General features: G+C 37.2%; 14 protein-coding genes. All 14 read left to right on the top strand.

The features are described from left to right. The first annotated feature begins 73 nt into the window (after window positions 1–73). The 14 genes from BGO42_RS05435 to atpG all read left to right on the top strand — a co-directional run bounded on the left by BGO42_RS05435 (window position 74) and on the right by atpG (window position 12,510). Window positions 74–409 (top strand): PadR family transcriptional regulator, encoded by a 336-nt coding sequence (locus tag BGO42_RS05435; RefSeq protein WP_273246547.1) that lies wholly within the window; start codon window positions 74–76, stop codon window positions 407–409. 16 nt (window positions 410–425) lie between these two features. Beyond that, window positions 426–1,151, top strand: a complete 726-nt coding sequence (locus BGO42_RS05430; protein ID WP_273246546.1) for a hypothetical protein — start codon at window positions 426–428, stop codon at window positions 1,149–1,151. Window positions 1,152–1,207: 56 nt separating this feature from the next. After that, window positions 1,208–2,677 carry a DUF5687 family protein gene (locus BGO42_RS05425; protein ID WP_273246545.1) on the top strand — a complete coding sequence of 490 codons (1,470 nt, stop codon included), beginning with the start codon at window positions 1,208–1,210 and terminating at the stop codon, window positions 2,675–2,677. Between the two features lie 26 nt (window positions 2,678–2,703). Beyond that, window positions 2,704–3,399 carry an ABC transporter ATP-binding protein gene (locus tag BGO42_RS05420; protein ID WP_177730840.1) on the top strand — a complete coding sequence of 232 codons (696 nt, stop codon included), beginning with the start codon at window positions 2,704–2,706 and terminating at the stop codon, window positions 3,397–3,399. A gap of 150 nt (window positions 3,400–3,549) precedes the next feature. Continuing rightward, a complete protein-coding gene (porW, locus tag BGO42_RS05415; protein WP_273246544.1) occupies window positions 3,550–6,210 on the top strand; it encodes a type IX secretion system periplasmic lipoprotein PorW/SprE in 2,661 nt (886 codons plus the stop codon). 85 nt (window positions 6,211–6,295) lie between these two features. Next, complete coding sequence (locus BGO42_RS05410) at window positions 6,296–6,700, top strand: bactofilin family protein (RefSeq protein ID WP_177730836.1); 405 nt, start codon at window positions 6,296–6,298, stop codon at window positions 6,698–6,700. Further along, window positions 6,669–6,890 carry an AtpZ/AtpI family protein gene (locus BGO42_RS05405; RefSeq protein WP_273246543.1) on the top strand — a complete coding sequence of 74 codons (222 nt, stop codon included), beginning with the start codon at window positions 6,669–6,671 and terminating at the stop codon, window positions 6,888–6,890. The genes BGO42_RS05410 and BGO42_RS05405 overlap by 32 nt, the downstream gene beginning before the upstream one ends. A 10-nt stretch (window positions 6,891–6,900) precedes the next feature. Further along, window positions 6,901–7,296: a hypothetical protein gene (locus BGO42_RS05400; RefSeq protein ID WP_273246542.1), complete on the top strand. Its 396-nt coding sequence runs from the start codon at window positions 6,901–6,903 to the stop codon at window positions 7,294–7,296. Between the two features lie 121 nt (window positions 7,297–7,417). After that, the gene (gene atpB, locus BGO42_RS05395; protein ID WP_177730830.1) at window positions 7,418–8,608 is read left to right on the top strand and encodes a F0F1 ATP synthase subunit A; all 1,191 of its coding nucleotides are present in this window, start codon (window positions 7,418–7,420) and stop codon (window positions 8,606–8,608) included. 31 nt (window positions 8,609–8,639) lie between these two features. Next, window positions 8,640–8,834 carry an ATP synthase F0 subunit C gene (gene atpE / locus BGO42_RS05390; RefSeq protein ID WP_136404294.1) on the top strand — a complete coding sequence of 65 codons (195 nt, stop codon included), beginning with the start codon at window positions 8,640–8,642 and terminating at the stop codon, window positions 8,832–8,834. A 93-nt stretch (window positions 8,835–8,927) separates the two neighbouring features. Continuing rightward, window positions 8,928–9,428, top strand: coding sequence for a F0F1 ATP synthase subunit B (locus BGO42_RS05385; protein ID WP_177730828.1), 501 nt, complete (start codon window positions 8,928–8,930; stop codon window positions 9,426–9,428). Window positions 9,429–9,434: 6 nt separating this feature from the next. Then, window positions 9,435–9,962: an ATP synthase F1 subunit delta gene (gene atpH, locus BGO42_RS05380; protein ID WP_177730827.1), complete on the top strand. Its 528-nt coding sequence runs from the start codon at window positions 9,435–9,437 to the stop codon at window positions 9,960–9,962. Window positions 9,963–10,001: 39 nt separating this feature from the next. Further along, a complete protein-coding gene (gene atpA, locus BGO42_RS05375) occupies window positions 10,002–11,576 on the top strand; it encodes a F0F1 ATP synthase subunit alpha (protein ID WP_177730825.1) in 1,575 nt (524 codons plus the stop codon). A 76-nt stretch (window positions 11,577–11,652) separates the two neighbouring features. Next, window positions 11,653–12,510 (top strand): ATP synthase F1 subunit gamma, encoded by an 858-nt coding sequence (gene atpG / locus BGO42_RS05370; protein WP_177730823.1) that lies wholly within the window; start codon window positions 11,653–11,655, stop codon window positions 12,508–12,510. Window positions 12,511–13,396 lie beyond the last annotated feature (886 nt).

The raw sequence follows: 13,396 nt of genomic DNA, 5'->3' as shown, positions 1-13,396 counted from the left end.
TTGCAAAAAAATAATACTCAGGACTCTTATGCATAAGAAAATTATGTATATTGGAGTCGGAAAAAATCAGGAAATGAAGAATTCACAATTATATAAAGGCAGCCTGAATACAATTATCATGCGCTTGCTGGAAGAAAACGGCAGGATGTATGGTTATGAAATTACGCAAAAAGTAAAGGAAATCACCAAAGGCGACCTGAATGTTACCGAAGGAGCGCTGTATCCGGCGCTGCACAAACTGGAAGCAGAAGGTTTTCTGGATGTGGAAATGGAAAAAGTAGACAACAGGCTCCGGAAATATTATAGGCTGACCGCAAGCGGAGAACAGGAAACCGTTAACCGCCTGGCAGAATTAGAAACATTTATTAAGAACATGCAGGTGCTGGTAAAGCCCAAATTTCAAATATAATCGAATAGTATAAAAGATGAATACAGGCAAAACGGCAGACCGAAGGGTAAATGAAACAGAAATAGAAAAACTATATGCTTTTACCGGTCAGCATTATGTGGCATATTATGACGTACAAACGGAGCTGGTAGACCATTTGGCAAATGCAATTGAAGCACAGTGGGCTATTAATCCGGCAATCTCTTTTGATGAAGCCTTAAAAATCGAATTCCGGAAATTTGGAGTTTTCGGCTTCACAACAATTCTGGAGGAAAGACAGGCAGCATTAACCGGAAAGTACAACCGCCGGATTTTAGCAGAATTCAGACGCTTTTTCAGATTGCCCAAAATTATCCTCGTCATAGCAACCGTTTATGTGGTATTCCAGTTACTGAACCGCAGCGATTATCCTGATTACAGTATTTTGGGACTGTTTGTCATAACCTTTTTTATAGAAGGAATAGCCGCGTTTTTATGGCTGAATAAAAATAAAAAACAGCAGAAAATAACCGGTAAAAAATGGCTGCTGGAAAGTATCATGAAGAATATTTATTTCTCATTTCCGCTGCTCTTTCTGAGCAATGGTTTTAATATTATATACCAGATAATGAATAAGATCGAAATGGGATTCCGGACCATTTTACTATTCTCGATACTGCTGGTATTGCTATACCTTTTCCTATATATCCGTATGAAAATACTGCCTAAAATATTTCAGGAAGAAATGAATGAAATTGTTAAAAAGCATCAGATTATAAAATAATATGTAACAAAAGATATAAAGCCGCATCTAACCTTAAATAAAACAGTATAAATTTCATGTTAAAACATTTTATCACTTTAGAGTGGAAATCATTCCTGCGATCCGCCTCATTCACATCGAATCTGGTGCTCAAGATTTTCATGATTTTAGCAGGGTTATATTTTATCGCATTGTTTTTAATATTAGGGGCTGCCCTGTATTATATCCTTGAGGAAAGCCAGATGAAACCGTTTCCGGTAGTCAATACCTTTATTATTTACTATTTGTTTGGGGATTTAATAATGCGGTTTTTCCTGCAAAAAACGCCGGTAATGAATATTAAACCACTGCTTTTTATAAATATCAGGAAAAACAGCATTGTCAATTATACGTTAGGAAAAACAGCGATTTCATTTTTTAATGTATTGCACCTGTTCTTTCTGGTTCCTTTTTCGGTAGTATTGTTTATCGAAGGTTTTGATCCTTTGGGAGTTAGCTGCTGGTTTTTGGGAATGATCCTGTTGATCCTGGCAAACAACTACTTAAACATACTCATTAATAAAAAGGACCTGCTGCTTTATATCATAATTGGCCTTATCGTTGTAATTGCAGGATCACAATATTATAACCTGTTTGATATCACTCAGTATACCCGAAGCTTTTTTATGGGATTGTACGAGATGAAATGGCTGGTAATCGTTCCGGTAATCCTTTGTGGTATTTTGTATGAAATTACCTTTAGATATTTTAAAAAGAATCTGTATTTGGATGCCGGATTAGAGTTGAAACACGAAATTGCCAGAACAGAAAACCTGACCTGGTTAAACCAATTCGGAACTTTGGGAACCTTTCTTAAAAACGATATCAAACTTCTGAAAAGAAACAAGCGTTCCAAAATGACCATCATCATGAGTGTGGTATTCCTGTTTTACGGGCTGCTGTTTTTCTCAAATGGGATTGAAAGCTATAGTGCACCACACTGGAAAATTTTTGCGGGAATTTTTGTTACCGGTGGCTTCTTGCTAAACTTCGGACAGTTTGTGCCAAGCTGGGACAGTGCTTATTATCCTTTAATGATGAGCCAGAATATCAAATACAGGGATTATCTGAATTCGAAGTGGTGGCTAATGGTGATTGCCACGGTAATTTCAACAGTACTGGCTTCTTTCTACCTGTATTTTGGCTGGGAAGTTTATGCTGCTATTCTTGTGGGAGCTATCTACAATTTAGGGGTAAATGCCCATGTTGTACTTTGGGCCGGTGCTTATGTTAAAACACCGATTGACCTGTCAACAAGTAAAAACGCATTTGGCGACAAACAGGCTTTTAATGTAAAAAGCTTACTGCTGGCACTGCCAAAAATTGCATTGCCGTTATTGTTATATGCCATCGGGCATTATACCTTGGGATCCACTTTTGGATTTATACTGGTTGCTTCGGCCGGTGTTATCGGTTTTGCTTTTAGAAACAAAGTGTTTGCAATTATTGAACGCGTTTATAAAACGGAGAAGTACAAAACCCTTGCAGCCTACAAACAGAAAAATTAAGCTATTAATTAAATAAAGTATAGATAATGATACACGTAACGAATCTATCAAAAACATATAACGGTACTACCGTATTGAACATTGAAAACCTTGAAATTAAAAAAGGAGAGAGCTTTGGATTAGTTGGGAATAACGGTGCTGGGAAAACAACATTCTTCAGCCTGTTGCTGGATTTGATCCAACCGTCAACAGGACACATCATAAACAATTCGGTTCAGGTGAACAACAGTGAAGCCTGGAAACCATTTACGGCAGCTTTTCTCGATGAAAGCTTCCTGATCGGGTACTTAACACCGGAAGAATATTTCTATTTTATCGGGGAATTACGCGGACAAAATAAAGCCGATGTGGATGCGCTTTTGGCAAAGCACGAAGATTTCTTTAACGGAGAAATTCTGAATAATAAAAAATACCTGCGGGATCTGTCTAAAGGAAACCAGAAAAAAGTGGGTATTATCGCCACATTAATCGGAAGCCCGGAAGTTATTATTCTGGACGAACCGTTTGCGAATCTGGATCCGACAACGCAAATCCGTCTGAAAAAAATAATCAAGGAACTGGCGGCTAATCCAAATGTAACGGTTTTAGTATCAAGCCATGACCTGCTGCACACGATTGAGGTGAGCGACCGTATCGTTGCTCTTGAAAAAGGAAGGGTGGTAAAAGACATACACACCACGGCAGAAACCCTTCAGGAACTTGAAGAATTCTTTGCAGTATAACACTTTATCCCCCGGTTATTCGGGGGATTTCTTTTTCTTTTAACCCTTTTTTAAGGTCAAATTTTCCACATATCAAAAAGAAACGTATTTTTACCTCTCTTTATACTAAAAAAAGAAATTGGAAGTTAAAGAACTAAAAACGTTTTTATATTGAAAACCAAGATATTCAGATACGCTTTTGGCGTTGGACTTTTTCTTTTTCTGTGGGCCTGTTCCACAAAGAAAAACTCACTTGTAAGAAGAAATTATCATGCCGTTACTGCCGAATATAATATTTTATATAACGGCGGGGTCGCTTTCGATAAAGGAGTAGAAGAATTAAAAGGAACCTATAAAGATAATTTTTGGGAAGTGCTGCCCGTTGAACGTATGCAGGATATTGAAGCCGGAGTATTACCCGGACAGGCAAAGAATGCAAATTTTGACAGAGCAGAAACGAAGGCTATCAAAGCCATTCAGAAACACTCCATGTATATAGACGGAGGCGAGAAAAACCCTCAGATGGATGAAGCCCACTTACTGCTTGGAAAAGCCCGGTATTATGACAATCGGTTCATTCCGGCTTTGGAAGCATTCAACTATATCCTGTATAAATATTCCAATAGTGATAAAATATATGAAGCGAAAGTTTGGAGAGAAAAAACCAATATTCGTCTGGAAAATGAAGCGTTAGCGATCAAAAACCTGAAAAAACTACTGGAAGACAACAAACTGAAAGGACAGGTTCAGGCAGATGCCAATGCGATATTGGCACAGGCATATATGAATCTGGGTTCCATTGACAGTGCTGTGGTTAACCTGAAAACAGCCCGGAATTTAACAAAACACAACGAAGAAAAAGCAAGATACCATTTTATCTTAGGACAGTTGTATGGCGATTTGAATTATCCTGACAGCGCGTTTGCCTCTTTTCAGTCGGTTATTGACATGCGAAGAAAATCGCCGCGCCGTTATGTTATTCAGGCACATGCCAAACAGGCCGCACAATTTGATTACAAAGCCGGAGACACGCTGGCATTCCTTGAAAAGTTTGGCAAACTGGCAGAAGATCGTGAAAACCGACCGTATCTGGATGTGATCAATCACCAGGTTGCGTTGTTTTACGACAAACAGGATAAAAAAATACAGGCAAAAAAATTCTACAATAAATCCCTGCGTTCCATATCGCAGGACAATTACCTGATTGCTTCCAATTACCGCAATTTGGCAGAAATCTATTTTGACGATGCAAAATACCTTGTAGCCGGACAATACTATGACAGTACAATGTCAAAACTAAACCCAAAAACAAGAGAGTTTATTGCCATTAAGAAAAAAAGAGAAAACCTTAATGACGTTATCAAATATGAAGGAATTGCCAGGGTAAATGACAGTATCTTATATGTAACGGGATTAAATGCTAACGACCAGCGAAACTATTATGAGGCTTATATTGAAAAGCTGAAAATAGAAGATGCCAAAAGAGCGCTGGAAGCAGAGAAGGCAAAAAACATTGCCGAAAACGGCGGTGCTATCGACGGACAGTCGGCAAGTATGGCTAATCCGGATGTTTCCTCGAAAAGTGAGGCAATGCAAATGATGTCCAAACAGCTGCCGCCATCTGATGAAGACACACAAAAAAAGAACGGTATTGTTAAAAGTGCTGCAAATCTCGGATCGGGGACCAATACCTTTTATTTCTATAACCCGTCAACCGTTGCTTACGGAAGAAGTGAATTTAAGAAAAAATGGGGGAACAGAGCTTTAAAAGACAACTGGCGTTGGTCTACCCAGGAAAGTATTGATAAAGAAGACAATAAAGACAATCAGGATGTCGCCGTTGTAGATGAAAATCCGAAAACAAAAATGGAGGATGAACGTTATACTCCGGATTTCTATATCAAACAATTGCCTACAGAGCAAAAAGTACTGGACAGCCTGGCGAAAGAACGCAACTTTGCCTATTTCCAGCTGGGAACGATTTACAAAGAGAAATTTAAAGAATACAAACTGGCGGCTGCCAAATTGGAGAAACTGCTGGTCAATAAACCGGAAGAACGTTTGGTCCTGCCGGCAAAATACAACTTGTTCAAAATATACGAGATCATCGATCCGGCAAAAGCCGAAATTATGAAACAGCAAATTCTGGCCGAATATCCGGATAGCCGCTATGCCCAGATATTATTGAACAATGCGTCTGATGCTGCTATTGCAGGTAGTCCGACAGAAGTGTACAACAACCTGTTCAAACAATATGAAAAAGGACAGCTGCAGGAAGTGTTGAGTCAGCTGGATCCGGTTATCGAGAACTTTAACGGCGACGAAATGGTTCCGAAATTTGAACTTTTAAAAGCAAACACGTTAGGACGACTAAAAGGACTGGAAGAATATAAAAAAGCCCTGAACTTTGTTGCGCTGAACTATCCGAATGCCGAAGAAGGAAAACAGGCGGAAGTGCTGGTTAAAACCGATATCCCAAAACTGGAACAACTGGAACTGGGTAAAGGAACTCCGATGAGCTGGAAACTGGTCTTTGAAATTCCGTATCCGAATGATGCCAAAACAAAAGTGCTGACAGACAAGCTGCAAAAATACATCACAGACCGAAGCAGTGATAAAATCACCTTATCGAACGATGTGTACACAGCCGATAAAAGCTTTGTTATTGTTCACGGGTTCTCCAGTAAAGAAGCCGCACAGTCAACAATAAGTGTGCTGAAAGACTTTAAAGGTTATAAAGTAACAGAAACACCATTTGTTGTTTCCAATGAAGATTATAAAGTAATCCAGATCAAAAAAAATCTGGAAGCCTATAAGGCCACGCTGAAATAAGTAAAAACACAATGCTCCTGCTAATGCGGAGCATTGCGGCTATTATAAAACTATTCCCTAACTTTGTTCTGTAAAGAAATAAGTCATGTTTGATAAACCACAAAAATCCTATACCGATTTACTCGGGAAAACCAATAGAATTGTTGAAGGAACTACAATAAAAGGGGATATTATTTCTCAGGCCGATTTTAGACTTGACGGACATCTGATTGGAAATTTCACGTCAAAAGGCCGGTTGGTTATTGGCCCTGCCGGTAGTGTTACAGGAGATATTTCCTGTAAAACAGCCGATATTGAAGGGAAATTCAACGGAAAAATCGAAGTGACCGACATTCTGAATATTAAATCCAAGGCCTCCATTAAAGGGGAAGCTATAGTGGGGAAACTTGCTGTAGAACCCGGTGCCGATTTCAGTGCGTCCTGTGTGATGCGCAATGTGGTAAAAACAATCGCTAAAGATGAATCAGGATCAGGAGAAAAAATCGCGTAATAAGTGGCTGGCACTAATTAATATCCCGTTCCAGATGGGGATAATAATTTTTGCGTTTGCATATTTAGGCGGCTGGCTTGATGACAAATACCCGAATCCCAATGATTTATATGTAAAAATCCTGACGTTGTTAGGTGTTTTTGTGGCGCTTTATAATGTGATAAGGCAGGTAAATCAATTAAATAAATAAATTAAAATTCATGAGCAGGAAAAAATATGATGTAATACTTCGTTTGTTTCAGATTATGCCCGCAGTGGCGCTTTTACACATTCTGATATTTCAATTCGGTATTCCTTCTCAAACGTATCAGGCATTTCATTATCCGGTGTATACCGTGTACCTGTTCTTCTTTATCCTCTCTTTGGTATTACTTTTCATTTTAATAAAAATAAACGAAACAAAACCCGAACAGTTAGGTTTTGTTTTTCTGGTCCTAATCAGTATTAAGTTTGCGTTAAGTTATATTTTTCTGTTACCGGTGCTTCAGGACAATACCGAGAGTACTTATATGGAGAAAATTAATTTTTTTATGATTTTTATTGCTTTTTTAGCGGTAGAAGTGGTTTTGGCTTCACGATTATTAAATAAGAAATAATAAACGAAGTAAAAATTCATAAATACACTAAAAAAGAGGGGCAATAATCTTGGAATATTAATTAAAAATGTACCTTTGCACCAAATTTAAGGACCGTAAAAATTAAGATATTTAATAAGGTATGGTGATTTCAAAAAAACCTGTCAGATTTATTCTAGCAACTTTTGTAGGGCTGCTTTCTTCTGTTGCTATAGCTAACCCTGTAGTAGACACTACTCAAGTAAAAACTGAAGTGGCGCATGAGGCTCATGTAACTGCTGATGCAGCACACAATGAAGCTTCTCATGGAGACGAGCACGAAGCTCAGGATCCAAAAGACAAAGTAACAGCTTACATTGAACACCACTTGCAGGATTCGCATGATTTTGTTTTCTTTTCAGATGAAAAAGAAGGTAAACATTATGGTTTCTCTTTGCCGGTTATCTTAATTGATAACGGCTTGAAGGTATTCTCTTCTTCAAAATTACACCACGGGGAAACTGTGGCGGAAGTTGATGGTAACTATTATAAATTATACCATGGTAAAATCTATAAAACAGATGCTGCCGGTACAATTACTTATGATGAGCACCACCACCCGGCTAACGTAAAACCGTTAGATTTTTCAATCACTAAAAATGTTGTGTCAATGTTGGTAGTATCGGCGTTATTATTGCTGATGTTTACCGGTTTGGCAAAATCATACAAAAAAGGACCAATCCCTACAGGTTTCGGAAGAGTTTTAGAGCCGCTGATTCTTTTTATCAGAGACGAAATCGCTATTCCTAACATCGGAGAGAAAAAGTACAGAAAATACATGGGTTACCTGTTAACGGTATTCTTCTTTATCTGGTTGTTAAACCTTTTAGGAATGACACCTCTTGGAATTAACGTTACCGGAAATATTGCTGTAACTGTTTGTTTGGCTTTGTTTACCTACTTTATTACACAATTCAGTGCGAATAAAGATTACTGGGGACACATTTTCTGGATGCCGGGTGTTCCGGTTCCAATGAAAATTATCTTAATGCCAATTGAGATTTTAGGAACATTAACAAAACCATTTGCATTATTAATTCGTTTATTTGCAAATATTACTGCAGGTCACGTTGTAATCATGAGTTTGATTGCTATGATCTTCGTAGGAAAGAATATCTATGCCGATATGCCAATCTCTTTAGGTTTGACACTATTTATTTCGGTTATTGAAATTTTAGTAGCATTCTTACAAGCGTTTATCTTTACAATGTTATCATCATTGTTTATCGGTATGGCGGTTCAGGATCATCACCATGATGATCATGGACACGAAGAAGAAAATGTAATTATTTAATTTAGAAGTTTAATTTTTTTAATATATACTTATGGGAAGTCTTAATTTAATCGGAGCTGGTTTAGTAGTAATCGGAGCAGGTTTAGGTTTAGGTAAAATCGGTGGATCTGCTATGGACGCTATTGCTCGTCAGCCAGAAGCTGCTGGAAAAATTCAAACAGCGATGATTATTATCGCTGCTTTATTAGAAGGTTTAGCATTCGCTGCTTTAATCTTAGGAAAATAATAAAGGAAAAAAGTTTAACAATACCTGTAACGGTTGGTTGCAGGTGTTGTTTTATTAGTAAGAAAAAAATTAAATCATAATATATTCATTATAATGGAGAAATTAATTAACGATTTTTCATTCGGTTTATTCTTTTGGCAAGCACTTATCTTATTAGTGTTAATCCTGCTTTTAGTTAAATTTGCCTGGAAGCCAATTATGGATTCTATCACGGCTCGTGAGGAAGGTATTAAAAATGCAATCGCTTCAGCTGAAAATGCGAAGAAAGAAATGCAAAACCTTAAAGCTGATAACGAAAAATTATTAGCAGAAGCAAGAGCAGAAAGAGATACAATGATTAAAGAAGCTCGTGAAATTAAAGAAAAAATGATTGCTGATGCGAAAGCAGAAGCTCAGGTTCAAGGTGATAAAATGATTGAGCAGGCAAAAGCGACAATCAACAGTGAGAAAAATGCAGCGATGGTTGAATTGAAAAACCATGTGTCTACACTTTCATTGGAAATTGCTGAGAAATTATTAAAAGAAGAACTAGCTAACAAGGATACTCAAACCAAATTGGTTGAGAAAATGTTAGATGACGTAAAATTAAATTAATCGTTTATGGCAAGAGCTGCGATTAGATATGCAAAAGCAATTTTAGATATTGCTAATGCAAACGGTCATGCCGCAACAGTAAATGAGGATATGAAAACCATCATTACTGCTGTAAATGAAAGTAAAGAGCTGGAAGATTTTTTAGGGAACCCGGTTGTAAAGGGTGATGTGAAAAATGCAGCACTATCTGAAATATTTGCTTCTGTTCAGTCAGAAACGAAAGGGTTATTCCAATTGCTTTTAGAAAACAAAAGATTTGAAATTCTTGCAGAAATTGCAACGCAATACAACGCTTTGTTTGACGAAATGAACGGAATTGAAAAAGTAAAAGTTACAACAGCTTTTCCTATCACCCCGGAATTAGAAGCTAAAGTTTTAGCGAAGATCAAAGAATTTTCAAACAAATCCGTTACAATTGAAAACATTGTAGACCCGGAAATTATTGGAGGATTTGTTTTAAGAATAGGAGATAAGCAATACAATGCTTCCATAGCAACAAGATTGCGCGAATTAAAAAGAGAATTAAGTAATTAATATTTACCACACTGAAAGGTGTTTAAATTATAAATCAAGATGGCAGAAATTAAGCCTGCTGAAATTTCAGCAATATTAAAGAAACAATTATCTGGTTTTGAATCAGGAGCTACTTTGGAAGAGGTGGGAACAGTTCTTCAAGTGGGTGACGGTATCGCTCGTGTTTATGGTTTATCTAACGCACAATACGGTGAGTTAGTGCAATTTGAAAACGGGTTAGAGGCAATTGTATTAAACCTTGAAGAAGATAATGTAGGTGTGGTATTATTAGGTCCGTCTACTGGAATCAGAGAAGGGTCAACAGTTAAGAGAACACAACGTATCGCTTCATTGAAAGTTGGTGAAGAAATGGTAGGGCGTGTGGTTAACACGCTAGGTTTCCCTATCGATGGAAAAGGACCTATCGGTGGAGATCTTTACGAAATGCCATTAGAAAGAAAAGCTCCTGGAGTTATCTTCCGTCAACCGGTAACAGAACCGTTACAAACAGGTATTAAATCGGTAGATGCCATGATCCCTGTTGGACGTGGACAACGTGAGCTTGTAATCGGTGACCGTCAAACTGGTAAAACAACAGTTTGTATCGATACAATCTTAAACCAAAAAGAATTTTACGATGCAGGTAAACCTGTATTCTGTATATATGTTGCAGTAGGACAAAAAGCTTCTACAGTTGCCGGAATCGCTAAAACATTAGAAGAAAAAGGAGCAATGGCTTATACGGTTATTGTTGCTGCTAATGCTTCCGATCCTGCTCCAATGCAGGTTTATGCTCCTTTCGCAGGTGCAGCAGTAGGGGAGTACTTCCGTGATACAGGTCGTCCGGCTTTAATTGTTTATGATGATTTATCTAAACAAGCGGTGGCTTACCGTGAGGTGTCTTTATTATTACGTCGTCCACCAGGACGTGAGGCGTATCCTGGAGACGTTTTCTACCTTCACTCAAGATTATTAGAGCGTGCTGCAAAAGTTATTGCTGATGATAGCATCGCTAAAAACATGAATGACTTACCGGAATCTTTACGTCCAATCGTTAAAGGTGGTGGTTCGTTAACAGCTTTACCAATTATCGAAACACAAGCGGGTGACGTTTCTGCGTATATCCCTACAAACGTAATTTCGATTACAGATGGTCAGATCTTCCTGGAGTCTGATTTATTCAACTCTGGTGTACGTCCGGCGATTAACGTTGGTATCTCTGTATCACGTGTTGGAGGTAACGCTCAGATCAAATCAATGAAAAAAGTATCGGGTACATTAAAATTAGACCAGGCACAATTCCGTGAATTAGAAGCTTTCGCGAAATTCGGATCTGATTTGGATGCGGTTACTTTAAACGTAATTGAAAAAGGTAGACGTAACGTTGAAATCTTGAAACAAGCAGTAAACGATCCGTATACTGTAGAAGATCAGGTTGCAATTATCTATGCCGGAACGAAAAACTTATTAAGAAACGTTCCTGTTAATAAAGTAAAAGAATTTGAAAAAGATTATTTAGAATTCTTAAAAGCGAAACATAAAGATACTCTTGATGCTTTAAAAGCGGGTAAATTCACAGACGAAATTACAGACGTTTTAGAAAAAGTAGCTAAAGAAGTTTCTGCAAAATATTAATAATTTGATAGTTTGAAAATTTGAAGATGGCTGACATCTTCAAATTTTTCAGATTATTTCATTTTCAAATCGACAAATGGCAAATTTAAAGGAAATACGTAATAGGATTACTTCTGTTTCATCAACGATGCAAATTACATCTGCGATGAAAATGGTGTCTGCAGCTAAGCTGAAAAAAGCACAAGATGCAATTACAGCAATGCGCCCTTATGCCGAAAAATTAACAGAGCTAATACAAAATTTAAGTGCGTCACTAGAAGGAGATGCTGCTGGAAAATTTGCGGATCAACGTGATGTAAATAAAGTATTGATTGTTGCAATTACTTCGAACAGAGGACTTTGTGGAGCTTTCAATGCGAACGTTCTTAAACAGGTTAGAACACTTACGGAAGCCTATGCAGGAAAACAGATTGATGTGATTACTGTTGGTAAAAAAGGAAATGACGTACTTAGAAAAACCAATAATGTTATCGACAACCAAAGTGCTATCTATGATAACCTGGCATTTGAAGGTGTTGCTGCTATTGCAGAAACATTAATGGAAAAATTCGTTGCCGGAGAGTATGACAAGATTGAATTGGTATACAATCAGTTTAAAAATGCTGCTACGCAAATCGTGATGACCGAACAATTTTTACCGTTAGCTTCAATCGAAGGAACTCAGGTGGCAACATCAGATTATATTTTTGAACCTTCTAAAGAAGAAATTGTGTTGACTTTAATTCCAAAGTCGTTAAAAACACAATTATACAAAGCGATCAGAGATTCATTCGCGGCAGAACATGGTGCCCGTATGACAGCAATGCATAAAGCAACGGATAATGCTACCGAATTAAGAAACCAGTTGAAACTTACTTATAACAAAGCACGTCAGGCTGCCATTACAAACGAGATCCTTGAAATCGTTGGTGGTGCTGAAGCTTTAAAAAGCTAAGTAAACTTTTAAAAGTATTTAATAATTGTTTATCGGTTATTAAACAACAATAAAATTCAAAAAAAGCGACAAGAGTAATCTTGTCGCTTTTTTGTTTTTATAAAATTCCGGGAAAGGAAGTGTGCCGTTCCCTTTTGTATCGTGTATAAAAAGGAGCAGGAAAAAAATCATTTAAAAACTTCAAGAAAAGGAATTTTACAGATTTATGGCAATAATAACCTGCCATATTATAATGGTAACAAAAAATGCTATTGAATTTAGCTCACTCCGGATTGGAAATTTGCCGGATAAATTGGTAAAGGAACTAAAGATTGCATTTTTTTGGATATTTTTTATAAAGGAAACAGGCCAATTATTCCTTATATATATAGGAGCAGAAAATCAGCGAAGCAGTTTTTTGATATTTAATGGAACCTGGTATTTAAAAAAACAGCTTATTTGAAAAGATTGAAGACCGGATTTTAGCAGCGAAATAGCGATCAGGTATCGGTTCTGGTAAAAAACGACAATACTTTTCAGGAATAATTTTGCGCTTTATAAATAGGAAATAGTTGGAAGAGCCAGTAAAATCAGTATTTGAGAGCAAAAATGGGAAAACCCCCTAAAAATAATTTGTTATATTAAGGATTAGTAATCAGTTTGTTAAGTAATTGTTTTAGGGGAAGGCAAAAAATAGTTTAGAAATAGTTTGGAGAAGAGTAAAAAGGTGCTACTTTTGCACCCGCAATCAAGGCGAAGTTCATTAGATATTGAGGTTGAATCGGAGTGAAAAAGGGATTAAAAAATTTTTCAAAAAAGATTTGGCTAAATGGAATAAAGGTTTTACCTTTGCAGCCCGCAAAAACGGGAAGTTCATTGAGAGATTGCGTAGGATTTTTGAGTTAAG

This window comes from Flavobacterium sp. 40-81 (assembly GCF_001898245.1).
In the GTDB taxonomy this organism is placed as follows: domain Bacteria; phylum Bacteroidota; class Bacteroidia; order Flavobacteriales; family Flavobacteriaceae; genus Flavobacterium; species Flavobacterium inviolabile.
Note: the sequence above shows the minus strand (reverse complement) of the source record. Positions and strands in the feature narration are given on the sequence as shown.